We start from the raw sequence: 24,053 nt of genomic DNA on the forward strand, positions 1-24,053 counted from the left end.
GGGTCCCGGGCCCGCCCCCGGTTCCCCGCCCTGCCGGTCCGCCCCGGACGACGACGCCGCCCGGCCGGCTCCGCGCGGCACCCACTCGGCTCTGCGCGCACCGCGCCGGGGAAGCCCAGTGCGCTCGCGGCCCGGGACCCGGCATGCACACCGTACGGGTCCGCTCGCCCGCGAGGTGGTGACCCCTCTGCCAGGTGACGTGCGGGGTGCGCCACTAGACTGGCCGCCATGAGCCAGCCGTTCGATTCCCGCGTGGGCGCCTACGCCCTGATCACCCGAGACGAGCACCTGCTGCTCACGCACTGGAACCCCCGCCACCCCGATTTCGAGGGCGCGTGGACGCTTCCCGGTGGCGGCATGGAACCGGGGGAGCAGCCCGAGGAGACCATGCTGCGGGAGGTCTGCGAGGAGACCGGCTACCGCGTGGTCTCGGACGGTCTTGTGGGCGTGCACAGCTACTGGATGAGCCCGGAGCAGCGGTTGGACTCCACCACGCGCGGCAACCACGCGTGCCGCGTGCTCTACACCGCGCACGTCACCGGCGGTGAGCTCGCGGTGGAGCAGGACGGCTCCTCGGACGACGCCGCCTGGGTCCCGTTCGCGCGTCTGGGCTCCCTCAAGCGCCTGGACCTCGTGGACCAGGGGCTGCGGCTGGCCGGTCTCACCGACGTGGTGGACGCCGCGGCCACGCCCCCGGAGCGGGTGGCGGAGCAGGACGTGTCCACCGAACCGGCCGGGGACCGGTGACGCACACCGCGCGGCTGCGGGCGGCGGCCGTGGTGCTCACGGCGGCCCTCGCGCTGAGCGCGTGCGGAACCGGCACGGAGCAGGACGGGGCGGGCGGCGGGGAACCCGGCGCGGCGGCGTCGTCCCCGGCGGAGACCGTGAAGATCGCCACCGGCGTGGACACCCAGACCCGCGTGCTCGCCCACCTCTACCAGCAGCGGCTGGCCGCGGACGGCGTGGCCGCCACCGTGGTGGACGTGGGCAGCAGCCGGGAGCAGATCTTCGCCGCGCTGCGGGACGGGCGGGCCACCATGGTCCCCGACTTCACCGGTGACCTCTACGTCTACGCCCGCCAGCACGAGCTGCCCGACGCGCAGCGCCCCGGAGCCAGCCCCACCCCCTCCGCCGACGCCTCCGAGGGCACGGACGCCCCGCGCGGACTGCTCGACTCGCTCGGGCAGTTCCTGGGGATCACGGGGGAGACCGGCCCGTCCGAGGACGACGTGTACCGCGCCCTGCCGCAGGTGCTGCCGAGCGGGCTGCAGGTGCTCGACTCCTCCCCGGCGCAGCGCACGGACCGAATGGTGGTGACCGCCGCGACCGACGCGCAGTACTCGCTGGGGGACATGAACTCCGCGGGAAAGCAGTGCGGCAAGCTCTCCGTGGGCATGCCCTCCGGCTACGCGGACAGCGCCCAGGGCACCCGCGGGCTGAAGGCCTACTACCGGTGCTCGCCCAGGTCGGCACACGAGTACGGCAGCACGGACGAGCTCGTGGACGCCCTGCTGCAGGACAAGGTGCAGGCCGCGGTGCTCAAGTCCTCCGAGCCGGTGATCCAGGACGAGGGGCTCGTGGTGCTCGACGACCCCGACCGGCTCTTCCGCCCCGAGCGCGAGGTGGTGCTCAGCTCGCAGACCCTCAGCGACAGTGCCACCGCGTCGGTCAACGCGGTCTCCGCGGACTTGAGCTCCGAGGATCTCAGCACCATCACCCGCCTGGCCGGCGGCGAGCACCCCGCGATGAGCCCGGAGAAGACCGCCGCCTACGTGCGGGACCGCCCGCGCTGACCGGCCGTCCGGGCCGGGGTGTCATGCCCGGAACCCGCCGGTAGGCCCCGAGTAGTCTGGCCCCATGGCAAAGGTGAAGCAGTCCGACAAACTGAAGAACGTCCTCTACGACATCCGCGGCCCCGTGCTGGAGCAGGCGGAGAAGATGGAGGCCGCCGGTCAGCGCATCCTGCGCCTGAACATCGGCAACCCCGCACCCTTCGGCTTCGAGGCACCGGACGCCATCCTGGTGGACATGATCAAGAACCTGCCGAACGCGCAGGGCTACTCGGACTCCCGCGGCATCTACTCCGCGCGCACCGCGGTGGTGCAGTACTACCAGACGCGCGGGATCATGAACCTGGACACCGACGACGTCTATTTGGGCAACGGCGTGTCCGAGCTGATCACCATGACCCTGCAGGCGCTGTGCAACCCCGGTGACGAGCTGCTGATCCCCTCCCCGGACTACCCGCTGTGGACCGCCTCGGTGGCGCTGTCCGGCGGCACCCCCGTGCACTACCGGTGCGACGAGGAGAACGGGTGGAACCCGGACCTCGAGGACATGGCCTCGAAGATCACGGAGCGCACCAAGGGCATCGTGATCATCAACCCCAACAACCCCACGGGTGCGGTGTACTCGCGGGAGACCCTGCAGAAGATCGTGGACCTGGCCAAGGAGCACGACCTCATCCTGTTCTCGGACGAGATCTACGAGAAGATCACCTACGACGACGCCGAGATGATCAACACCGCGAGCCTCACCGGCGAGGACGTGCTGTGCCTGACGTTCTCCGGGCTCTCCAAGGCCTACCGGGTGGCGGGCTACCGCTCCGGGTGGCTCGCGATCACCGGGCCCAACTGGCGGGCGGAGTCCTACCTGGAGGGCATCAAGCTGCTCGCCAACATGCGCATGTGCGCCAACGTGCCCGCGCAGCACGCCATCCAGACCGCCCTGGGCGGGTACCAGTCGATCAACGACCTCATCCTCCCCGGCGGGCGCCTCAAGGCCCAGCGGGACATTGCGCACCGCAAGCTCAACGAGATCGACGGCGTCACGTGCCAGCAGGCCCGTGGGGCGCTCTACCTGTTCCCCAAGCTGGACGTGGAGAAGTTCGGGATCGTGGACGATGAGCGCTTCGCCCTGGACCTGCTCAAGGAGCAGAAGATCCTGCTGAGCCACGGCTCCGCGTTCAACTGGAGCGAGCCGGACCACTTCCGGCTGGTCACCCTGCCGGCCGTGGACATGCTGGACACGGCCCTGGACCGGCTGGGCGAGTTCCTCTCGACCTACCAGCAGTAGCGCCGCGCGCGCGTCACTCGGACGACGACGCCGCCTGCTCCCGGTCCTCACGACGGGCGCGGGCGGCGTCGAGCCGTTCCCGGGCGCCGTCGAGCCACTGCTCGCAGCGGGTGGCGAGGGCCTCGCCGCGCTCCCACAGCTGCAGGGACTCCTCCAGGGAGGTGCCGCCCGTCTCGAGCTGGGAGACGATCTGCACGAGCTGCTCGCGGGCCTGCTCGTAGCTCAGGTGGTCGATGTCGGAGAGGTCCGGCGCCCCCTGCTGGGGGCTCTGCTGGGAGTCGGCGTTCTGGTTCTGCTGTGCCACGGTGTTCCTTCCGGTGGTGATCTCTGGTGATGCGGGGTGTGCGGTGCTGGGCGGCGCCCCGAGAAAGGCACTGAGGGGACGCGCCGCGCGGGGCTGGGGAATGGGTCAGTGCTCGCCCGGCTGGCGGGTGCTCGTGCCGGTGACGTCCACGCCGAGCTCCCCGGCGGCCAGCCGCACGGTGAGCTGCTGACCCACCTGCGCGCGGGAGGCGTCCGTGAGCACGGAGCCGTCCGTGGTCTGCACCACGGCGTAGCCGCGGTCCAGGGTCTGCTGCGGGGAGAGTGCGCGGACCCGGGCGCGCATCTGGGCCACGGAGTCCTGGGCCCGCAGGGTGAGGGAGTTCGTGGCGGTCCACGCCCGGGTGCGCCAGCGGTCGAGGTCCTCCTCGCGCACGAGGATCATGCCGTCCGGCTGGGAGAGCACCGGGCGCGAGCGCACGGTGGCCAGGCCCTGCTGCTCCCGCTCGATCAGCGACCCCACGGCGCGGTCCAGGGCGGCGCGGGCCTGCCCGAGGCGCAGCCGCTCCTCGTGGACGTCCGGGACCACGCGCTTGCCGGCGTCCGTGGGGGTCGAAGCCCGCACGTCCGCCACGTGGTCCAGCAGGGGCTGGTCGTTCTCGTGGCCGATCGCGCTGACCACCGGGGTGCGGGCCGCGAAGACCGCGCGCAGCAGGGACTCCTCGCTGAACGAGAGCAGGTCCTCGAAGGCGCCGCCACCGCGGGCGATCACGATCACGTCCACCTCGGCCATGGCGTCGAGCTCCTCCAGCGCCCCGATGACGGCGCGTGCCGAGCCTGAGCCCTGGACGGGGACCTCGCGGATCTCGAACTGCACGCCCGGCCAGCGGTTGGTGGCGTTGCGCACCACGTCCTTCTCGGCGTCCGAGTTGCGCCCGGTGATCAGGCCCACGCGGTGGGGCAGCACGGGCAGGGGCTTCTTGCGGGCGGGGTCGAAGAGTCCCTCGTCCGCGAGGGCGCGGCGCAGCCGTTCGAGGCGCTCCAGCAGGTCCCCCAGGCCCACGGGGCGGATGTCCCGGCCCAGCATGGAGAGCCGACCGGTCTTGACGTAGAAGTCCGCCTGCAGGTTCACGACCACGCGTGAACCCCGTTCGAGCGGGCGCTCCAGGCGGGCCATCTCCTTCTTGAAGAGGGTTACGCTCACGGACGCCTCCTCCTGGAGGTCGCGCAGCGTCACGTAGCAGACGCGGGCGCGCTCGTTGACCTCGATCACCTGCCCCTCGACCCAGGCGTCCGGGGCCTTCTGGACCCAGCCGTGCAGAGCGTGCGAGAGCTTGCTCAGCGGCCAGGGATTCTCCGGGGAGGTGTCCCGGGCCAGCCGGGGCAGCTCAGCGGGCGGTTCCTGCTGCCCGGGGGCGCCGTGGGCGTGCGGCGCGGCGTCGTGGGGGAACGAGGTGTCCATGGTCCATGAGTATCACCCGCCGGGGACACGCACAGCGTGTTCTCACTACAGTGGAGCGGTGAGCTCCTCCGCGCGCCCCCGCGTTCCCGCACCCCTCCGCAGCCTCGCCGCGGCGCTGCTGGCCGTGCTGGCCGGGGCGGGATTCGCGCTGTGGCTGGGGATCACGTGGCTGCAGGACCACGTGCTCTCGCCCTCCGGGTTCCAGGACACGGCCGCCGCCGTGATCACGGAGACCTCCTTCCAGGACGAGCTCGTGGGCGCCGTGCTGGACCGCGCCACGCTCGGCGTGCTGCAGGACGCGGACACCGGCATCGCCCCCGTGGACCGGGCCGTCGAGAGGCTCCGCACGGCCGTGGTGGACGCCGCCCGCACGTGGCTCACGGCGCCGGAGCAGGAGGGCACCTGGATCCAGGTGCTCAACGACACCCACGACGCCAACGTCCCCCTCACCCCCTCGGCCGGTGCCGCTCCCGACGAGCTCGTGGTGGACCTCGGCGCACTGGGCCGGGCGGTGGACCACCAGGTCCAGGACACCGTGGGCATCTCCCCGGGCATCGACACCCACGCCCTGCGGATCACGGTCCCCGGCGCGCACACCGGCCCGGTGGTGGACGCTCTCGTGCGGCTCGCCCAGTGGCGCTACGTGCTGCCGTGGTTCGCCGGTGCCGCCGCGGTGCTCTGCGTGCTCTGCGCACCCCGGCGGTGGACGGCGCTCGCCGGTGTGGGGGCCGCCGGGGTGGTGTGCGCCGGGATCCTGCTGTGCCTGGGACTCGTGGCCACCCGCACCGTGGTGAACGCCTCCGCCGTGGATCCCGTGGCCCACCTGGTCACGGAGCAGATCTTCTCCCTGCTGCGGGACTCGTTCGTCGCGCGCTGCGTGGAGGCGATGATGTGGGCCGCCGGGGTGGCGGTGGTGGGTGTGACCGGCGCCGTGGTGCGTGTCCGTACGGTCACTTACGATGGAGGACATGTCCACCGTGGTTGACCTCTCCATGCCCACCGTTCCCCGGGTGCGTCGCACTCCCCAGGAGATTGCCGACGCCGCCCCGGTCACCGGGCGCAAGGTGCTGCTGGCCGCGCCGCGCGGCTACTGCGCGGGCGTGGACCGGGCCGTGATCGCCGTGGAGAAGGCGCTGGAGCACTACGGTGCCCCGGTGTACGTGCGCAAGGAGATCGTGCACAACAAGCACGTGGTGCAAACGCTCGAGGAACGCGGCGCCGTGTTCGTGGAGGAGACCGACGAGGTCCCCGAGGGCTCGCTGGTCGTGTTCTCCGCCCACGGGGTGTCTCCGGCCGTGGTGCAGTCCGCCCACGACCGCAACCTCCACACCATCGACGCCACCTGCCCGCTGGTCACCAAGGTGCACCGCGAGGCCGTGCGCTTCGCCAAGAACGACTACGAGATCCTCCTGATCGGACACGTGGGCCACGAGGAGGTCGAGGGCACGTTCGGGGAGGCTCCCGAGCACATCCAGATCGTGAACTCCCCGGAGGACGTGGACACCCTGGAGGTGCACGATCCCGACAAAGTCGTGTGGCTGTCCCAGACCACCCTCAGCGTGGACGAGACCATGGAGACGGTGAACCGGCTGCGTGCCAAGTTCCCCAACATGATCGACCCGCCCAGCGACGACATCTGCTACGCCACCTCCAACCGGCAGGCCGCGATCAAGGAGATCGCCCCGCAGGCGGACCTGGTGCTGGTGGTGGGTTCGGCGAACTCCTCCAACTCGGTGCGCCTCAAGGAGGTGGCCCTGGAGTACGGGGCCCGGCGCGCGGAGCGCGTGGACTTTGCCAACCAGGTGGACGAGTCCTGGTTCGAGGGCGTGGCCACCGTGGGGCTGACCTCCGGTGCGTCGGTGCCCGAGGTGCTCGTGCAGCAGGTTCTGGACCTGCTCGCGGAGTACGGCTACGGGGAGGTCGAGGAAGTGGTGACCGCCCAGGAGGACATCCTCTTCTCCCTGCCCAAGGAGCTGCGCGCCAAGCTCGCGAAGGACGGGGACACCACCCGCGGTCTGGGTGGCCGCGGCACCAAGCCCTCGCGGTGAGCTGTGGCGCCGGGTCCTTCTACTGGGCCCCAGCACCCGCTCCTCACGTCGAGTCTCGGCAACCGCTCCTCACGCTGAGCCCTGGTGCCGGTCCCTCGCGTCGAGCCCCGGCACCCGCCCCTCACGTTGAGCCCGGCGTCAGGCCCTTGCCCTGGGCGGCGTCAGTCGCTCACGAACTCCGTGGCCGTGACCGGACGGGGCACCGAGTCCACGGGCCTGGTCTCCAGTGCCTCGGAGTCGGTGGCCGTGGGATCCAGTTCGGCGATCCTGCGCGCCGAGGGCAGCACTCGTGACTCCAGCGAACCCACGAGCTTGTTGTAGCCCTCCACCGAGCGCCGCAGCGAACCGCCCATGTCGGACAGGTGCTTGCCCACCGAGCCCATGCGGTCGTAGAGCTCCCGGGACAGCCGGTACAGCTCTCGCGCGTTGTCCGTGAGGGTGGCCTGACGCCAGCTGAACGCCACGGCCTTGAGCGAGGCGAGCAGGGACACCGGGGACACCAGGGCCACGTTCGCACGCGCCGCGTGATCCAGCAGGGAAGCGTCCGCATCCAGCGCGGCGGCCAGGGCGGACTCGACAGGCACGAAGCACATCACCAGCTCGGGGGAGTTCTCCTCCGCGGACCAGTACTTCTTGGTGCCCAGCGTGTTCACGTGCGCCCGCAGGGCCTTGGCGTGGGCGGCGAGCAACTGGGCGCGGCGCTGCTCGTTCTCGGGGGAGCCGTCCGCAGGGACGGCCTGGGCGTCCAGGTAGGAGGACATGGGGGCCTTCGCGTCCACCACCACGGTCTGCGCCCCGGGCAGGTTGATCACCATGTCCGGGCGCTGGGTGCCGGACTCCGTGGCGCGCACCGTCTGCTCCGTGAAGTCCACGTGGCGGGTCATCCCGGCGGCCTCCACCACGCGGCGCAGCTGCATTTCACCCCAGGCGCCGCGAGCCGTGGTGGAGCGCAGGGAACCCTCCAGGGAGGTGGTGGCGTGCAGCAGCTGCTGGTCCGTGGTGCGGGCCGCCTCCAGGGCCTGGGCCACGGCTCCGAACTGCTGTGCACGGTCCCGCTCCAGCTGGTTCACGTGCCGCCCCACGGAGGAGAGCTGGTCGTTGAGCGGTGCCAGCGCGCGCATGACGTCCTGGTCCTGCACGGCTCGAGCCTCGAGGGACTCCACACGCTGCTCGAGCTGCTCAGCGGCGGCCCGCGCGGAGGCGGCGTCCTGCAGGGCGGCGAGCCTCTGCCCCCGGGCATCCTCCAGCTCGGTCTCCAGCGCCGTGGACTTCTGGTGGGCCAGCACGTACCCCAGCACCACACCCACCACGAGGGCGAACAGCGCCCACAACCACCACACCTGAGCCATCACCGAAGCATCCATGCGCTCACCATGACAATCCCGTCCGACACGCATAAGCGCCCCGGCGGAGCTCGTCACCGGATCCGGAGGGCTACAGCCACCCGTTGCGAGCAGCGACGGCCGCGGCCTCGGTCCGGTTGGCGGTTCCGGTCTTGCCGATCGCCGAGGACAGGTGGTTGCGCACCGTCCCTGCGGAGAGGTGCAGGGCCCGCCCGATCTGCCCCGCCGAGGCCCCGTGGGACGCTTCCCGCAGCACGTCCTGCTCCCGCGGGGTCAGGGGGTTTGGTCCGGCCAGCAGGGACTTCTCGGCCAGCGCCGGGTCGACCACGCGCAGCCCGGCGTGCACCTTCCGGATGGCCTCTGCGAGCTCCGCAGCGGGGGTGTCCTTGACCACGAAGCCGGACGCCCCGGCGTCGAACGCGCGCCGCAGGTAGCCGGGGCGGTCGAACGTGGTGACCATCAGGCACCGCGTCCCGCGCCCGGCAGCCACGATTCGCTCGGTGGCCTCCAGCCCGGTGAGGCCGGGCATCTCGATGTCCAGCAGGGCCACGTCCACGGGGAGCTCCCCGGCAAGAGCGACCGCCTCGGCACCGTCGGCGGCCTGGGCCACCACGGTGATGTCCGGTTCCAGGTCCAGCAGAGCGGCCAGTCCGGCGCGCACGAGGGCCTGGTCGTCCGCGATCAGCACTCGGATCTCGGTCATGCCCGCCTCACCTCCACGATCGTGCCGCCCCGGGGATCCCGCGCGACCGTCACCTCACATCCCGCAGCCCGAGCCCGCTCCTTCATGCCGCGGATGCCGTTGCCCTCTCGCAGCTCCGGTTCGGCGGCACCGCCCCCGGTGCTCGCCTCGGGTCCGGAGCACGACGACGCCGCCTCACCGCGGTCCCCGGCCCGCACCGGCCGCGGCGAGTCCGGGCCGACGTGCCCCACACTGGCCCGGTCGGGCACATCCGCCGCGGCGTCGTCGGGGCGCGGAGGGCTCGTCGAGGGCGCCTCGCCGCCCGGACGAGCGACGGTGTCGGTCCGGGCTGAGTGGTGAGTGAGGGCACCCGCAGCCCGTGCGCCGTCGTCCGCGATGCGCAGCGACGAACCGGTGACCGTGACGCGGCAGTGAGCGGCGCCCGAGTGGCGAACCACATTGGTCACGGCCTCGCGCAGGATCCATGCGAACACGGAACGGGTGACGGCGTCGAGGGGCGGGACCGAGGACGGCAGGTGCGGGTTGATCCCGGCAGCGCGCAGGGCGGCACGTGCCTGGACGAGCTCCACCCCCAGATCCAGGTCGCGCAGCCTGCCCACCGTGGAGCGGACGTCGGTGAGGGCTTCGCGGGACAGGGCCAGGACATCGTTCAGCTCGGCGACGGCGCGCTGCGGGTCCGTCTCCACGAGCCGCTGGGCGAGCTGCGTCTTGACGGTGATGACCGTGAGGGAGTGGCCCAGGATGTCGTGCACGTCCCGACCCACGGCCTCGCGCTGCCGGGAGATCTCGAGCTCGCGGGCCAGGCGCTCGTGGGTCTCGGAGCGATCCACGGCGAAGCGGGAGAGCAGGATGATCGGCCCGGGCAGGACCAGGCCGAACAGCGGCCAGAACCACTGCTCCCGGGGGAGCAGCATGAGCAGCGGAACCAGGGCGGCCGTCTCGATCAGGAGCGAGGCCAGGATGCCCTGGCGCAAGGGCAGTCGGAACGCGCACACGGCCACGAAGAACGGTGCCGTGTAGGCCATGCCCCATGGGGAGGCCGGCAGCAACAGGGTGAGCGGCACCAGCAGGACCGCGCACCACAGCACGGCGTTGCCCAGCACGCTCAGGTACGGAAGCAGAATCTGCCGGATCCAGGAGACCGTGTAGAGCCCGGCGAAGAGCGCCAGTCCGAGCAGTCCCAGGGCCCTGGCCCAGATCGGCTCGTCACTCTGCAGCAGTGCCGCGGCGGGAATGACGAGGAACACGAGCCAGACGGTGGCAAACAGCAGGTCCGACCAATGGTGCTCGGGTTCCTCGGTGCGTGGGCGCGGGGCGGTCCGCGTGGCGGCGCTCATCGGCGGCCCGTGGAGGACCGGGCTGCCAGCAGCGCGATGATCCCGAACACGGCGGCCCAGGCCACGGCGTTGACCACGAGCCACAGCAGGCTGTCGGTCTGCGGGGCACCGCCCATGGTGGCCACCTCACCTTCGGTCACGGGATAGCGGGCAATGCCCACGATTCCATACATGGGGGTGAAGCGGGCGACGGTCAGCATCCCGCCGGAGAGCGGCATGAACACGTTGCCGAAGAACGCGAACACCACCAGGGCGCCGGAGGCGGCCCCCACGGCGGTGTCCGAGCGGAAGATCAGGCCCGCGGCCAGCCCGTAGAACGCGAACACCACGGAGACCACCACGCACAGCACGGCGGCCAGCGCCCAGCGCCAGGGGTCGTCCATCGAGGCGTTGGTGAACGCCCCCACCAGGAACACGATGACCACGGGCAGCACCGCGATCAGCAGGGCCACGGCCACCTTGGTGGCCGCGTAGCCGCCCGTGCCCATGGGGGTCAGGGCGAGCTGCCGGCCCCAGCCCTGCAACCGTTCCACGGCCGCGCCGGCGGAGATCGCGGTGGTGGCCGTGACGGCCCCGTAGACGGCCATCGACACCATCACGTACGCGGAGACGTTGCCCCCGGGCAGGCGGGCGTCGGACCAGCCCTGCACCGCGCCGAACAGGATGAACAGCACGGCGGGCAGCAGGGCCACGAACACCAGGTTGGGGATCGAGCGGAGGTTCCGCCGCACGTCGTGGGCGGTGTAGGTCAGGGACATGACGGGCTCCTTGGGGTCTGGGTGCGGTTATGGGCGCACGAGGTGCGGGGCGCGGGGAGGGGGCGGGAGAACGGTGCGGTCACCCGCGGTGCGCTGCGCGCGGGTTCACGCGGCGGCCTCGTCCCGATGGATCAACGCCGCGAACGCCTCGTCCAGGCCGCCGCGGGAGATCTCCAGCGCGCTCGCGGGGGTGCGGGTCAGCAGCTCGCGCGCGAGGGCGTCCGCGTCCTCGGTGCGCAGGTGCACGCGGGACTCCGAGCGGCGCGAGACGGTGGCGCCCGCGAACTCGGGCAGTGGTTCGCCCGTTGGCCACACGAAGGAGACGGTGTGGTGCCGAGACATGGAGCGCAGCTCGTCCACGGAGCCGTCGAACGTGACGCGCCCGGCATCCATCAGCACGATCCGCTCGGCGACGTCCTCCGCCTCCTGGAGGTAGTGCGTGGCAAACACGACCGTGAGCCCGCGCTCGGTCTCGGCGCGCATCGCGTCCCAGAACTCGGTGCGGGACTGCACGTCCATGCCCGCGGTCGGCTCGTCCAGCACGAGCAGCTCGGGGCGCGGGAGCAGGGCCAGGGCAAAGCGGACGCGCTGCTGCTGCCCGCCCGAGCACTTGGCCACCTTCCGGCGCGCGAACGATGCCGCCCCCGCCCGCTCCAGCGCCTCGTCCACGGGCAGGTGGTCCGGGTAGAGGGACGCGATCATGGTCACGGTCTCGCGCACGCTCAGGTCCGCGAGCAGCCCGCCCACCTGCTGCACCGCGCCCACCTTCCCGTGGGCCACGGCCGCGCGCGGGCGCTCGCCGCACACGCTCACCGCGCCGGAGGTGGGCTCGCTCATGCCGAGCACCATGTCCAGCAGGGTCGTCTTTCCGGCGCCGTTCGGCCCCAGCAGGGCGACGACGCCGCCGCGCGGGATCTCCAGCGAGACTCCCTGCACGGCGCGGACCGTCTCGGAGCGGGTGCAGAAGGTCTTGACGGCGTCCTGCACCTGGATGGCGGGGGAGTGGGGCTGTGGTGGGCGTGTGGTGTTCATGGGTCCAGATTCCCGTGCGGCGGGTCGGCGCTGAACTGCTGATTGTCACGAGTGGGGCGTGACATGTGTCAGGGGTGGGGTGGGCCGCGGAGTCGCGTGGCGGCGTCGTCGGGCGGCCCCGGTAAGATGGCGGACCGTGGCTCTTACTATTGGAATCGTCGGTCTGCCGAACGTCGGAAAATCAACCCTGTTCAACGCGCTCACGCGCAACACGGTGCTCGCCGCGAACTATCCGTTCGCGACCATCGAGCCGAACGTGGGCGTGGTGAACCTGCCGGACGAGCGGCTGGACAAGCTCGCGGAGCTGTTCGACTCGCAGAAGATTGTGCCGGCCACGGTGTCCTTCGTGGACATCGCGGGCATCGTCAAGGGCGCGTCCGAAGGGGAGGGGCTGGGCAACCAGTTCCTGGCCAACATCCGTGAGGCGCACGCGATTGCCCAGGTGATCCGCGTGTTCGACGATCCGGACGTGATCCACGTGGACGGCAAGATCGACCCGGCCTCGGACCGCGAGACCATCAACACCGAGCTGATCCTCGCGGACTTGCAGACGCTCGAGAACGCGATTCCGAAGCTGGAGAAGCAGGTCAAGATCAAGAAGGGCTCGCCCGAGCAGCTCGCGGCGTACCAGGCCGCGGAGAAGGTGCTGGCGGAGGGTCGCACGATCTTCGAGGCCGCCGGGCCCGAGAAGCTGGACACCGCCAACCTGCGCGAGCTGAACCTGCTCACCGCCAAGCCGTTCATCTACGTGTTCAACGCGGACGAGGGCGTGCTGTCCTCACCCGAGCGGCAGACCGAGCTGGAGGCGCTGGTGGCGCCCGCGCAGTGCGTGTTCCTGGACGCGAAGCTCGAGGCGGATCTGGTGGAGCTCTCCGAGGAGGAGGCCCGCGAGATGCTGGAGATGGAGGGCCAGGACGAGTCCGGCCTGGACAAGCTGGCCCGCGTGGGCTTCTCCACCCTGGGCCTGCAGACCTACCTCACCGCCGGCCCCAAGGAGGCCCGCGCGTGGACCATCAACCAGGGCGACACCGCCCCCAAGGCCGCCGGAGTGATCCACTCGGACTTCGAGCGGGGCTTCATCAAGGCGGAAATCGTCTCCTACGACGACCTCATGGCCGCCGGATCCATGGCCGACGCGAAGGCCGCGGGCAAGGTGCGCATGGAGGGCAAGGAGTATGTGATGCAGGATGGGGATGTGGTCGAATTTAGATTTAATGTCTAATAAGGGCCTCTGACCAGGGATTTTATCTTCTCGGCCTCCGGTTGGGTTCGATGGACAGGTTCCGCTTTACCATCAGGTGCTAAGCGTTTGTCCCGCTGACCTGGGACTTTGATCGGTCTCTGCGGAGCTCTCGCAGAGGCCGATTCTCGTTGTCGCGTTGCGGTAGCGTCTCTGGCGAGTGGCTTCGGCTGGGCAGTTCTGCGGCGGGTTCAAGTTGTTCGACCCGCGATCTCGCGGAAGGTGCGCTGACTCAAAAATCTGTCTGACTCATAAGTCGGTTATCCAACAACGCTTTGGTTCACTGGGGCAGGTCTCGTTCCGCCAGAGTGCGAGTGATTTCGTCCCGCTAGCAGCTCGCTCCCATGAGCCGCTGGTGGCGGTGCGATAGGTATTCTGGGGTGTGTGTCCCTTGGTCGTTCTTTTCGTGTCCTGTGGGGAGCGAACGCTGCGTCGAACCTGGCTGACGGTTTAGCGTTCGTCTCGATCCCGCTGCTGGCAACCTCACTTACGGACGATCCGCGCTGGATCGCCGGGCTTTCGACGCTCTACGCGCTCGTCCGGTTGCTCGTGGCTCTGCCGATCGGCGTATGGGTCGATCGTGTGGACCGCCGTTTAATCCTGATCGTCGCAAATATTCTGCGGGGAGTTGGCGTTCTCGCCCTTGCGATCTGCGTGCACCTGGGCATCGGAGGTCTTGTCCTCCTCTACGCCGCTTACGCGGTCATCGGCACGCTCGAGAGCGCAGCTGATAACGCCGCGGTCTCTCTCGTTCCCGGCCTTGTCCAGAAGGGCAAGCTGGACACGGCAAATGGTCGGATCTCGGCCGCGCAACTCATAGCCGACGAATTCGCTGGTCCGCCACTCGGCGGGTTCCTCTTCGCGATCGCTGCAGCTGCCCCCGTCTACGCAATGGGCGGGCTTTGGGCAGCTGCGGGCTTGATCGCGCTTGCACTACCCGTGCATCGGGGCAGACCATCTGAGGCGGTTGCGCCCAGGGCGCGCGCCTCGGTATGGCGAGAAGCCGTGGCGGGAGCAACGTGGCTCGCGCACCACCGCCTCGTCGGGGGAATGGCATTGATTGGAGCCTTGGCGAGCATCGGCTACATGCTTCCGTTCTCCATCCTCGTCATTTTCGCTCAGGAGCAGCTGGGGGTCGATGGCGTTGGGTACGGGCTCATCCTGGCCGTGTCCGCGCTCGGTGGGCTCGTCGGCTCCTTCGCGACAGCTCGTATCCGCTCACGGATCGGCTACCGCTGGACGATCGTTGCAAGTTTGCTCACCGGGGCCGCCTCATTGCTGGCCCTCGCTGTAACTGGCAATGCAGTGGTTGCCTCGGTGCTACTGGCGATCTATATTCTCCACGCCGTGGTGTGGGGGATCTGTGCGACGTCGCTTCGCCAGCGTCTCGTGCCAGATGCGCTCCTCGGGCGGGTCAATGCCGCGTCGCGCGTCCTTGGGTTGATCGGCCTTGCCCTTGGATCATTAATCGGCGGGCTTCTCGCTGGCGTGCATCTCGCGTTGCCCGTGGCGATGGGTGGTGCGGTGTTCGTGATCTGCGCCGGCTTTGCTCTCGCCGTCGTCCGGACCATCGATACCGACTGAACCGTATGGTTGTGCGTGGTGTGGTCTAGCGCGCGGAGGCTTCTCTGCCGCCGCTGCGAAACCGGTGCAATCAGAGGTTGCTATTTGCGGCGACGTGGTGGAGTTCCGCTTCAACGTCTAAGCCTTTAGCTCAAGCGCCCTTGGTTTCTTTTGAAGCCGGGGGCGTTTTTGCTTGGGGGGGGTGCAGCTCGCTAGTGTGCTGCACCATGAACGATCGCTGTTAGATTGATCTTGACGTCAAGATTATGAGGAGTCGGAGATGAAGCTCCACCATGTTCAGATTTCCATGCCTGCTGGTGCGGAGGATGAAGCGCGTCGCTTCCATGATCAAGCCCTCGGGCTGCAAGAGGTTCAGAAACCACCTTCCCTGCTCGGCCGGGGCGGTTGTTGGTTCCGCGCCTACGACGGTGATGACATCGTTGCTGAGATCCATCTGGGTGTCGAAAGTCCGTTCCAGCCTGCCAGCAAGGCTCACCCTGGTCTGGTCTGCGCGTCCTTGGATGAGCTGGAAGCGACGGCCGAACGTATCAAGCGAGGAAACTACGAGGTGTCGTGGACGGAGCGAGACACTTTTGAGGGGTACATCCGATTCCATGCGCGCGACGGCTTCGGCAATCGCATCGAAGTGATGACGCCGGCGCAGTGATCGAAAGATGCTGAGTTGTCGAGGATAAACCAGAAGTTAGTTTGCGTAGCTTCGTCGTCGAGTTCCGGTTCGACGACTGCCCTGACGGAGGCTTTTTGACCTGATGAGATCGAGCGAACAGGAAGTACCGTTGGAAGTACGACGCATAACGCAAGGCCAGTGCGCAGCCCTTCAGCGCATGATGGAATCGAATCTGGAGTATTCGCGCCGAGTCGGCGGAACGGAGCTGGCTCCCGAAGCTGCAAGTGAAGCCCTTTCGGCCCTACCGCCGGGCGTGCTGAACTCTCAGAAAGTTGATCTTGGCCTGTGGGACGGTCAAGAACTCGTCGCCTTTGCTGACGTGATTCTTGGCTGGCCCGCCGAGTCTGTCGCTCATGTCGGTCTGCTGATGACGCACGGTGCTCGTCAGGGTGGAGGCCTCGGCCGAGTAATGCATGACGCCGTGATCGACTTGGTTGGTCGGACGCCAAACATTCAATCGTTGCGGTTGTCGATAGTTGATACCAATGCCGATCTCGCGGAGCCATTTTGGGCCAAGCTTGGCTATGAGCCCACCGGAGAATCGGTGCCTTACGTTTCAGGAAGCGTGGAGTCGACAGCCCGCATCTGGACGCGACCAGTCGTTATCGCGTAGATATTTCGTACGTGGCGGATTGTGCTGGAGTTCCGTTTAAACGTATAGCGTTATCGGCGGACGTCGTTATAGCCTGGTCGCATCTGGCATGAGCACAACGTGAAGTGCGTCGACCGAGTGGCCCACCGGGCAATCACTTGGAACGGCTCGGCGGCGACCGCCTAGGTCAACACAGTATCCGTGTGAACAAGCAGTGGCGTATCTGTTTCGTCTGGAACGAACAAGGAGCTGAAAATGTCGAACTCGTCGACTATCACTGAGACAGAGAGTGACCTCATTGATCCGATCCACCCAGGGGAGATCCTGATGGAGGATTTCATCAAGGGCTTCGGAGCAACACCGAACAAGTTGGCTGTGTCTATCGGTGTGCCACTGCGCCGGATCAACGAGATCGTGCACGGGAAAAGAGGCATCACGGCAGACACCGCGATTCGCCTGGCGCGGTATTTCGGGACATCCGAGGAGCTCTGGATGAACTTGCAGTCGAACTATGAGCTGCGGATCGAGCGCAGGACTTTGCGTGACAAGGTCGCTGCGATCACGCCTCTGAAGGTCGCATGAGCAGCACCGAATGGATTGCTGCGCTCGACCGGCAGGTACCTGAGGACGTCGCGAGGTTGCTCGGCACGGTCCCCGAATGGTTCGCGCAGCCGGAGTCCAACGAGGAGTACATCGAAGCCGCTCGTTCCAAAGAGACATGGACAGTCCGTGACGCCGAGGGGATGGTTGTTGGCGTAACGCTGATCGATCGCCACTTTCCGCATGTCGCCGAAGTGCACCTGACCGTCGTTGACCGATCGGTCCATGGGGCCGGTGTCGGTACGGCAATGCTCAGGGCCGTCGAAGATGATGCTGTTCGCCGTGGGGTGCGGCTGTTGCAGGTGAAGACCCTGGGAGCCTCGCACCCGGATCTTGGATATGCGCGCACTCGTCACTTCTATGAACGGTGGGGCTTCCTTGCGCTAGAGGAGACTGCGCTCTGGGGCGAAGGTACCCCCTGTCTGATCATGGTGAAGCCGCTGCCTGAACCTCGCGCGACATGCACGTCCTGACAGTCTCTGCCGCGTAGAAGTCTTCGGGGGCTGCGGGCAGAAATGTGGTGCAATTTCTACCCAGAGGTTGCTCGGTACCGGAACTCGGTTGAATTTAGGTTCAACGTGTAGTCGAGGCCTTGTCGACGAACTGCCGCGGACGGCGATCGCTGTGTCCGAGACCAGGTGATTTGTACCGTGGTGGTGTGAATTGACCCGTGCTTCATGATATTGATCAGGTGGCCGCCCATGGGCATCATCCCGCTGCCAGTCCTTTCGACAAGTGCATCAGCGAAATCCTTAGAGTGAGTGCGTTCGAGTTGCGCAAGGTGGAGTTTCCGGCACTGTGCCGAATGATCATCTTCACGGCAAGATGGAGGATGTCGACTCGATTGCTGGGGGTTCGGCTAGCTGTACTAACCGGGGACGTTGATCGAAGACTTACGCGAAGAGTTGCCGAGCGGCGCGGCGGGCGAGATCGTCTGTTTGAAGATCGGGGGTAGCGCCTTCGGCTGCAAGGGATGCAAGCCCGTGAACCAGGGACCAGGCCACGTGCGCTGCTTCCGAGGTTGTCAGGTGTGCCCTGCGTTCTGCGGGTATTGATTCGACGCCTGCCATAAGCGCCTCCATCGAGGATGCCCGGGCTGCACTCAACTCACCGTCATCGGCGTGGAGCAGCTCCGGCCTGTGCATCACGGCGTAGTGGCCAGGGTGCTCACGTGCGAACCTGACGTACGCGACTGCTGCCTCGTCGAAGCCACCAGCCGTGGCTGCGGCCACATCGGCGGCAAGCAGGCGCAGACCTTGCGCGGCTAGCGCCGTGAGCAGGCCCCGTCGATCGCCGAAATGATGCGCGGGTGCGCCATGCGAGACCCCGGCCCGACGGGCAAGCTCGCGCAGCGACAGTGAACTGGGTCCAACCTCGTCGATCATCTGCGCCGACTCGTCGAGGAGTGCTCGTCTTAGGTCGCCGTGGTGATATCCGTCGCTCATGACCACACCCTATGAGTTCGATCTAGGCATCGACCAGATCAAAGGCTAGCCTGATCTAGTCATTGTCTAGATAGGGAGTTCCCATGGCACCTTTGCTCGTCCTACTCGTCTTCACAACTCTTGCCCGAGCGGTGGGGGCGCTGGGCGTCGGCTACGTCGCCTCCTGGCCCGCCGCCACGGCTGTGGGGCTGGCTGCCATGTTCATCGTGACCGGCGCCAGCCACTTCTTCCCTGCACGGCGGGCAGGGCTCATCGCCATCGTCCCACCGGCTCTCAAGCATCCCGCCGCGCTGGTCGCACTCACCGGCGTGCTCGAGCTGCTGGGTGCCGTCGCCCTTCTCGTTCCTCCCGAGGCGGGACAGCTGCGCGTGGCAGCAGCGCTCAGTCTGGCCGTGCTGCTGTTCGTGATGTTCCCCGCGAATGTCTACGCGTCACAAGCCCGTAGGTCTGAGCACTCACCCAACACGCCCCTGCCGCAGCGAACGGCGATGCAGTGCGTCTTCATCGCGGCGACACTCTTCGTGGCTCTGGCTTCATGACACGAGGACATCACGCCAACGCCGCTCTCACGCCCCGACACCGACTCAAGGTCGCCCGTCTCGTCGTCGACGACGGCTGGCCGATCAGTGAAGTCGCCGCGCGGTTCCAAGTGTCATGGCCGACCGTGAAGAGATGGGTCGACCGCTACCTGGTCGGCGAGTCCATGCAGGACCGGTCGTCGCGCCCGAGGACTTCGCCGAACAAGACCCCGAAGTCGGTGACGAAGCGCTGCGTGAGCCTTCGAATGCGACTGCGGGAAGGGCCCGTTCAGCTCGCTTCCCGACTCGACATCGCACCGTCCACCGTGCATCGCATCCTCACCACGGCGCGCCTGAACCGGTTGTCCTACGTGGACCGCGCCACCGGTGAGCCCGTCCGCCGGTACGAGCACCCTCACCCCGGGTCGCTGGTTCACGTGGACGTGAAGAAGGTCGGGAACATCCCTGACGGTGGCGGTTGGCGGTACGTCGGCCGCCGCCAAGGCGAGAAGAACCGCGCCGCCACGCCAGGCAAGCCGCGCAACCAGTACGGCGGCCCGAAACTCGGGTACGCGTTCGTCCACACCGTCATCGACGACCACTCCCGCGTCGCATACACCGAGGTCCACGACGACGAGACCGCCGTCACTGCCGTCGCCGTCCTTCGCCGGGCGGTGCAGTGGTTCGCCGGCCATGGCGTCACCATCGAGCGGGTGCTGTCGGACAACGGTGGGGCGTACCGCTCGCACCTGTGGCGCGACACCTGCCATGGCCTGTCGATCACGCCGAAACGGACCTGCCCGTACCGCCCGCAGACCAATGGGAAGGTGGAGCGCTTCCACCGGACGATGGCCGACGGGTGGGCCTACGCCCGCTGCTACACCAGCGAGCAAGAACGCCGCGACGCGCTCGAGCCGTGGCTGGGGCACTACAACGAAGTGCGACCGCATACCGCGTGCGGTAACCAGCCGCCACTCACCAAACTCAGAGCGGCTGGCTACTCTTCGGTGGCTTCGACGCCCACGCCGGGCGGCTCCTCGGTGAAGAACTCGGGGTCCGAGTAGGGAAGGATCGTCCAGTGGAGATCCTCCGCCGAGTCGATCCGGCTAGGAACGGAGGCGTCTTGTTGGCGGGTGTGGTCCTGGATCAGATGCATCTGAACTACCTTGGCCGCTCGACGAATCTGCTCCACGATCCCCCCGGCGGGTATGTCCAGCGGCGAGGAGATCCGGTCGGCTGCACGGTCGACATAGAAGCCAGCCTGCTTGTCGAGGTTCCGCTGCCGCGCCAACCCATGGAACGTCTCCAAGTCCGGCAACTGGTAGTACTCGATCCGACGGTCTGGGTCCCAGAAGCCACCCAGACCTGACGCAAACTGCTCCGCCACCTGCAGCTTTTCTGCATGTGGTGCGCGGGTGGTGCGTAGGCCGTCCGGAACCCGAACCAGGCCAGGTTCGTGAGGCTGCACCCCGTAGAGGCTCAAAGGTGCACTCCACTCCCACTCGGCGGCCTCGTAAAGCCAGCGTGCCTTCGCCACTTCCTCCATCGCGAGCACCAGGAGCGCCTGAGCCCGGCCGGCACTGCCCCGGTCCGCCAGGGCGTGGGCATCCTCCACAAGCGCCACCGCGTTCGCCATCAGGGACTTCCACCATCGGCGCGCGAAGTCTGCGCTGACCTCTTCAACCTGCGGCTCGCCCATGCAGCGAGTATCTCGCGTCACCGGCCGATCCTCGATCAACGTCTCCGGTCAGTACAGCTAGCTGTAGGAGGGCGTGACGTTGTTGACGCGGGCAGGGGTGCGTGAGGCCGGGGGCTGGTCGCCGCAGGCGGTGTGAGGCCGATGGTAGTTGAAGTGGTTTACCCACATCCCGATCGCGTCCCGGCGGGCCTGTTCGTTGGGATACGGGCGGGCGTAGAGCACTTCATCGGCCAGTAGCCGGTTGTAGCGCTCGACTTTGCCGTTGTGTCGCGGTGTGTAGGGGCGGATCCGCTGATGCCTATTGGCCAGTGCTTCCACGGTGCGGGTGAAGTCCTTCGCCCGGTAGTTGGCCCCGTTGTCGGTGATCACCCGGTGGATGCGGGTGATCCCGTGGGCGGCGAAGAACGCCCGTGCGCGGGCGAAGAATGCGATCGTGGTGGCTGCTTTCTCATCGGCGAGGGCCTCGGTGTAGGCCAGGCGAGAGAAGCCGTCCACGGCAGAGTGCAGGTAGGTGTACCCGACCCCCGCCCCGGGCCCACGCTTGGCCGCTTTAGCGTCCATACTGCCGCGCCCGTGGGCCCACCAGCCGCCACCGTCAGGGATTCGCCCGAGCTTTTTCACGTCCAAGTGCAACATGTGCCCGGCCCACCGGGCTCGGATGCGTTGGTGTGCCCGGCGCAGGTTCTCCCCGTCCGGGGTGAGATCACGCAGCCGGGAGATCCCCAACCTTCTCAACCACCGGCCCACGGTGCGCAGATGCAGCTGGTACCCCAGTCCCAGCAAGTGGTGGTGGATACGGCGGGCCGACCACTTTCGGTCTCGCCGCAGGGATTCGATCTCGGCAATGATCTCAGGGTTGAGCTGGGATGGACGGAACCTGGGCCGGCTGGTGCGGTCGTGCAGGCCCGCTTCTCCTTCAGCGCGGTAGCGGGTAACCCAGGTGGCCACGGTCGGTCGGGAGACCCGGAACTCCGCGGCTACGTGGGCTTGGGGTACACCCTCGTCGAGGTGGCGCAACACCATGCGCAGACGGCCGGTCGGGGTCAGGGGTGCATTAGCGTGAGTCATGAGCGGGCTCTGCTTTCTCGCGGATGGGTTGTTGAGGAACTTCCATCCTGCGGGGTAGAGCCCGCTCACCTCACATCACCCCACCACTCGTGCCAAGAACCTCATGCCCCACAACAGCTAGCTAGTAGCCGATGGCGCAGAGATTCAGATTACTGCGGGCACTTGATCGGGATCACCCGGTAATTCATGCGGTTCGTGAAGGCTGGATGCGACGACGGCGGTATCGTGGCCGTGCGCGTCTGGTCGCTGGTCTATCCCGAAGGCTATTCGGTTATGGATGTGCTGAGCTTTCGAATCGCCGCCTAACATCTCGAAATGGGAGCCAAACAATGAAGTTTCTGGGTGTCGCATCAGTTGTATATCCTAGAGAATATGCCTTGGAGTTCCTGCACTACATCGTCAGCATCTTCGGCATGGAGTTCGCGTAGAGCTTCAAGATTTGTGGTTCTCTCACAGAACTCAATTGCCGTGGCGACCTTGTCTCTGCCCGCGTTCGTCCGGCAGTAGGTCTCGAGGTCGCCCCGGCGCAGAACGAATACATTCTCTTCGGCGAGAGACGAGATTACGGTGTCGCGTGCAGAAGAGATCTCCCTCGAGGACGGATTTGCGAGTTCGTTCAACTTGGCATCACCATTGCCAGCGTCGAAGAGCTCGCTCAGCGTCTCATCCAGGAGTCGGGCGGTGTTATCGCTAGGAGCGTCGCGCCAATTAGACAGGTGGGACTGCGCGGCAGACCACAGCTCTCTGTTATTTCGGCGACTGGTGATGCTTCGCACTGTCTTGCTATTAGGCTCGCTAGTATCAGAGATTATTTCGCTGATCAGTCCCATCAGCCTCGAGTGCGCGGATCGGGTCTCCGCATCTCGGGTCAGTTGCTCAAAGCCGCGCACGAGGGCATCCAAGTCGGTGATGACATGGATCGGGATCTTGAAGCTGGAGAAGAACTCCCTGTAGCGGTTGATGTTCCCCTTGCCGTCGATCTTGACGAACATGATGTTCTTGTCGATGTCGTCCCAGTCCTGATTGATCAGTCGCGCCAGATGTGGATAGGTGAAAGTGTCGCTGTCACCTTCGACCAGGACGACGCGCTGCGCAAAGAATGCGGCTTCGTTGTTCTCGTGTTGCACGATCTGGTAGGCGTCCCGATGACCGATCGTGAGGTCAACGGGGTGCGCGGTTACCCCATCATCGGTCTTCTGGAGCCGGGCGAAGCCCTCCGTCCCAGGGCGGAAGAACCCTGGAGAATGGGTCGTGACCAGCACCTGGTGCTCGTTCGAGAAGGTGCCCAGGGCCGCCATAAGCTGGCGCTGAGCACGGGGGTGCAGGTAGAGCTCCGGCTCTTCGAAGAGCAGGACATAAGAGGGGCGCGGGGATTCTGATCGCGTATCGTCGCTCAGGCCGGTGCTCCGAATGCTTGCGTACGCTCGGAGCAGGGCAAATAGGACAGTCCGTTTGAGGCCATCGCCCTTGCTGGAAATGGAGCCCTCGTGCCCGTCGTCGATGCGTAGCTCGGCACCGGATAGCAGCATGGATAGCGTCGGTGCGGGCACGTCCATGCGGAGTGAGACGCCGGGAAAGCTCGCGCGGACGAACTCTTCGATCGTCGATTCAATGCGTTGGACGGCCTCAAGTCGGGCGTCGACTTCCAAGCCGTCGTCATTCAGAGAACGGTTGAGTTTCTGATACACGGAGCGGAACTGATCGTTGATGTCGCTGAACTGGTCCGCTACTTCATCGAAGAGCAGTTCGAGAAGCTTGCTAAAGGCTGACGACCCGGTAGATTTCGCCTCCACGGAGGCATCCTTCACGGCTTCGATGTAGATCACGGACGGGAGGAGCGGCTTGACGGACTGTGCGATGCCCGTGGGGTATGCGGTGGGTCTCTCTTCTAGTTCCTCGGGTGGAAGCTGCTCGACCAGTTTAGTCCACGCGTCTTTGACCTGCTGCTGAGACGGCGCTGGGGGTAGTGCGTCTTCCATCGGGGGCAGTAATTCGACGGCCGCTTGACGGAGCTGAGCACCCTTCTTTCCTTTGATGGTCGAAGCCAGTGATTCTTGGCTCCATGACGGGTCTCTCGGGCCAGGCTTCAAGTACCTAGATTCGGCTTTCCCGTCGATTTCCTGCGTGCGAACGATCGTGAGCACACCGTCCTTGAGCATTTCGCGTACCCGGTCTCGATGCGTCTCGTTCACCCTTCGAAGATCTTCCTCGTCGATCCCCTCGATGCTTAGTTCGACGCTCGCCGGAAGTTCTGGGTTCCGGAAATCCTCGGCGCTGAGCTTCCTGTCTTCGAGGACGTACTGGATCGCATGGAGCACGGACGACTTCCCTGCGTTATTCTCGCCAATGAGGCACCCGAGCTGGGGTAAGGGGAGCTCGGTGTTACTATGGGCGCGAAAATTCTTGATTCTGACATTGGTGAGGCGCACGGGAAGCTCCTAGTTTCGGGTCTGCTGGCGGTATCGAAAAGATGTGCGTCCGGCTCGCGTCTTCAGCCGCATCATCAATGACAGGGAGTAATCCAGCCTACCAAGCGAGGGGAGCGACGATCAGGCACCGACGCCTCGCACGCCATTCGACCGGCGGGGGCGAACAACTGGCCGATGGGGCCTAGGGGTAGT

General features: G+C 66.9%; 25 protein-coding genes. 14 read left to right on the forward strand and 11 right to left on the reverse strand.

What is annotated here, in order from left to right:
* Positions 1-228: 228 nt before the first annotated feature.
* The 3 genes from KRH_RS03430 to KRH_RS03440 all read left to right on the forward strand — a co-directional run bounded on the left by KRH_RS03430 (position 229) and on the right by KRH_RS03440 (position 3,075).
* Positions 229-747 (forward strand): NUDIX hydrolase, encoded by a 519-nt coding sequence (locus KRH_RS03430; RefSeq protein WP_012397778.1) that lies wholly within the window; start codon positions 229-231, stop codon positions 745-747.
* The gene (locus KRH_RS03435; protein ID WP_012397779.1) at positions 744-1,793 is read left to right on the forward strand and encodes a glycine betaine ABC transporter substrate-binding protein; all 1,050 of its coding nucleotides are present in this window, start codon (positions 744-746) and stop codon (positions 1,791-1,793) included. Before KRH_RS03430 ends, KRH_RS03435 begins: the two co-directional genes overlap by 4 nt.
* A 64-nt stretch (positions 1,794-1,857) precedes the next feature.
* On the forward strand, positions 1,858-3,075 hold the full coding sequence (locus tag KRH_RS03440; protein ID WP_012397780.1) for a pyridoxal phosphate-dependent aminotransferase: 1,218 nt from the start codon (positions 1,858-1,860) through the stop codon (positions 3,073-3,075).
* A gap of 13 nt (positions 3,076-3,088) precedes the next feature.
* Here the strand turns inward: KRH_RS03440 and KRH_RS03445 are convergent, their stop codons facing one another.
* Both KRH_RS03445 and xseA read right to left on the reverse strand, forming a co-directional pair.
* Complete coding sequence (locus KRH_RS03445) at positions 3,089-3,379, reverse strand: exodeoxyribonuclease VII small subunit (protein WP_012397781.1); 291 nt, start codon at positions 3,377-3,379, stop codon at positions 3,089-3,091.
* Between the two features lie 105 nt (positions 3,380-3,484).
* Positions 3,485-4,798, reverse strand: coding sequence for an exodeoxyribonuclease VII large subunit (gene xseA, locus KRH_RS03450; protein ID WP_012397782.1), 1,314 nt, complete (start codon positions 4,796-4,798; stop codon positions 3,485-3,487).
* Positions 4,799-4,856: 58 nt separating this feature from the next.
* On the opposite strand from xseA, the gene KRH_RS03455 reads away from it, so the two are divergent.
* Positions 4,857-5,783, forward strand: a complete 927-nt coding sequence (locus KRH_RS03455; RefSeq protein WP_012397783.1) for a hypothetical protein — start codon at positions 4,857-4,859, stop codon at positions 5,781-5,783.
* Positions 5,767-6,846: a 4-hydroxy-3-methylbut-2-enyl diphosphate reductase gene (locus KRH_RS03460; RefSeq protein WP_041297306.1), complete on the forward strand. Its 1,080-nt coding sequence runs from the start codon at positions 5,767-5,769 to the stop codon at positions 6,844-6,846. The genes KRH_RS03455 and KRH_RS03460 overlap by 17 nt, the downstream gene beginning before the upstream one ends.
* Before the next feature lie 161 nt (positions 6,847-7,007).
* Here the strand turns inward: KRH_RS03460 and KRH_RS03465 are convergent, their stop codons facing one another.
* The 5 genes from KRH_RS03465 to KRH_RS03485 all read right to left on the reverse strand — a co-directional run bounded on the left by KRH_RS03465 (position 7,008) and on the right by KRH_RS03485 (position 12,019).
* Entirely contained in the window at positions 7,008-8,210 is a 1,203-nt protein-coding gene (locus KRH_RS03465; RefSeq protein WP_226905927.1) for a DNA recombination protein RmuC, read from the reverse strand.
* A 70-nt stretch (positions 8,211-8,280) separates the two neighbouring features.
* Entirely contained in the window at positions 8,281-8,892 is a 612-nt protein-coding gene (locus tag KRH_RS03470) for a response regulator transcription factor (protein WP_012397786.1), read from the reverse strand.
* Positions 8,889-10,139, reverse strand: coding sequence for a sensor histidine kinase (locus KRH_RS03475; protein ID WP_226905926.1), 1,251 nt, complete (start codon positions 10,137-10,139; stop codon positions 8,889-8,891). Before KRH_RS03475 ends, KRH_RS03470 begins: the two co-directional genes overlap by 4 nt.
* Positions 10,140-10,225: 86 nt before the next feature.
* Positions 10,226-10,987, reverse strand: coding sequence for an ABC transporter (locus tag KRH_RS03480; RefSeq protein ID WP_012397788.1), 762 nt, complete (start codon positions 10,985-10,987; stop codon positions 10,226-10,228).
* A gap of 105 nt (positions 10,988-11,092) precedes the next feature.
* Positions 11,093-12,019, reverse strand: coding sequence for an ABC transporter ATP-binding protein (locus tag KRH_RS03485; protein ID WP_012397789.1), 927 nt, complete (start codon positions 12,017-12,019; stop codon positions 11,093-11,095).
* A 136-nt stretch (positions 12,020-12,155) separates the two neighbouring features.
* Here KRH_RS03485 and ychF point away from each other — a divergent pair, with 136 nt between their 5' ends.
* The 7 genes from ychF (at position 12,156) to KRH_RS03510 (ending at position 17,175) form a co-directional block, all read left to right on the forward strand.
* A complete protein-coding gene (gene ychF / locus KRH_RS03490; RefSeq protein WP_012397790.1) occupies positions 12,156-13,241 on the forward strand; it encodes a redox-regulated ATPase YchF in 1,086 nt (361 codons plus the stop codon).
* Positions 13,242-13,643: 402 nt separating this feature from the next.
* On the forward strand, positions 13,644-14,843 hold the full coding sequence (locus KRH_RS03495; RefSeq protein ID WP_012397791.1) for an MFS transporter: 1,200 nt from the start codon (positions 13,644-13,646) through the stop codon (positions 14,841-14,843).
* Positions 14,844-15,102: 259 nt separating this feature from the next.
* Positions 15,103-15,489, forward strand: coding sequence for a VOC family protein (locus KRH_RS03500; RefSeq protein WP_012397792.1), 387 nt, complete (start codon positions 15,103-15,105; stop codon positions 15,487-15,489).
* Positions 15,490-15,667: 178 nt separating this feature from the next.
* Positions 15,668-16,123, forward strand: a complete 456-nt coding sequence (locus KRH_RS12025) for a GNAT family N-acetyltransferase (RefSeq protein WP_226905924.1) — start codon at positions 15,668-15,670, stop codon at positions 16,121-16,123.
* Between the two features lie 104 nt (positions 16,124-16,227).
* Positions 16,228-16,383 (forward strand): type II toxin-antitoxin system RelE/ParE family toxin, encoded by a 156-nt coding sequence (locus KRH_RS12820; RefSeq protein WP_012397794.1) that lies wholly within the window; start codon positions 16,228-16,230, stop codon positions 16,381-16,383.
* Positions 16,358-16,684 carry a HigA family addiction module antitoxin gene (locus tag KRH_RS03505; RefSeq protein ID WP_012397795.1) on the forward strand — a complete coding sequence of 109 codons (327 nt, stop codon included), beginning with the start codon at positions 16,358-16,360 and terminating at the stop codon, positions 16,682-16,684. Before KRH_RS12820 ends, KRH_RS03505 begins: the two co-directional genes overlap by 26 nt.
* On the forward strand, positions 16,681-17,175 hold the full coding sequence (locus KRH_RS03510; RefSeq protein ID WP_012397796.1) for a GNAT family N-acetyltransferase: 495 nt from the start codon (positions 16,681-16,683) through the stop codon (positions 17,173-17,175). The genes KRH_RS03505 and KRH_RS03510 overlap by 4 nt, the downstream gene beginning before the upstream one ends.
* Before the next feature lie 420 nt (positions 17,176-17,595).
* Here KRH_RS03510 and KRH_RS12035 read toward each other — a convergent pair whose 3' ends face one another.
* Positions 17,596-18,147 carry a TetR/AcrR family transcriptional regulator gene (locus KRH_RS12035; RefSeq protein WP_012397337.1) on the reverse strand — a complete coding sequence of 184 codons (552 nt, stop codon included), beginning with the start codon at positions 18,145-18,147 and terminating at the stop codon, positions 17,596-17,598.
* A gap of 83 nt (positions 18,148-18,230) precedes the next feature.
* Here KRH_RS12035 and KRH_RS03515 point away from each other — a divergent pair, with 83 nt between their 5' ends.
* A complete protein-coding gene (locus KRH_RS03515; protein WP_012397338.1) occupies positions 18,231-18,686 on the forward strand; it encodes a DoxX family protein in 456 nt (151 codons plus the stop codon).
* The gene (locus KRH_RS03520; RefSeq protein WP_012397339.1) at positions 18,683-19,729 is read left to right on the forward strand and encodes an IS481-like element ISKrh1 family transposase; all 1,047 of its coding nucleotides are present in this window, start codon (positions 18,683-18,685) and stop codon (positions 19,727-19,729) included. Before KRH_RS03515 ends, KRH_RS03520 begins: the two co-directional genes overlap by 4 nt.
* On the opposite strand, the gene KRH_RS03525 is transcribed toward KRH_RS03520, so the two are convergent.
* From KRH_RS03525 to KRH_RS03535, 3 genes are all read right to left on the reverse strand, one after another.
* Entirely contained in the window at positions 19,663-20,364 is a 702-nt protein-coding gene (locus tag KRH_RS03525; RefSeq protein ID WP_040364787.1) for an AbiV family abortive infection protein, read from the reverse strand. The genes KRH_RS03520 and KRH_RS03525 overlap by 67 nt on opposite strands.
* Before the next feature lie 57 nt (positions 20,365-20,421).
* Positions 20,422-21,432 (reverse strand): IS481-like element ISKrh2 family transposase, encoded by a 1,011-nt coding sequence (locus KRH_RS03530; protein ID WP_012397797.1) that lies wholly within the window; start codon positions 21,430-21,432, stop codon positions 20,422-20,424.
* Between the two features lie 350 nt (positions 21,433-21,782).
* Entirely contained in the window at positions 21,783-23,861 is a 2,079-nt protein-coding gene (locus KRH_RS03535) for an ATP-dependent nuclease (RefSeq protein ID WP_012397798.1), read from the reverse strand.
* Between the last annotated feature and the right edge of the window lie 192 nt (positions 23,862-24,053).

It is taken from the genome of Kocuria rhizophila DC2201, from assembly GCF_000010285.1.
In the GTDB taxonomy this organism is placed as follows: Bacteria; Actinomycetota; Actinomycetes; order Actinomycetales; family Micrococcaceae; genus Kocuria; species Kocuria rhizophila_A.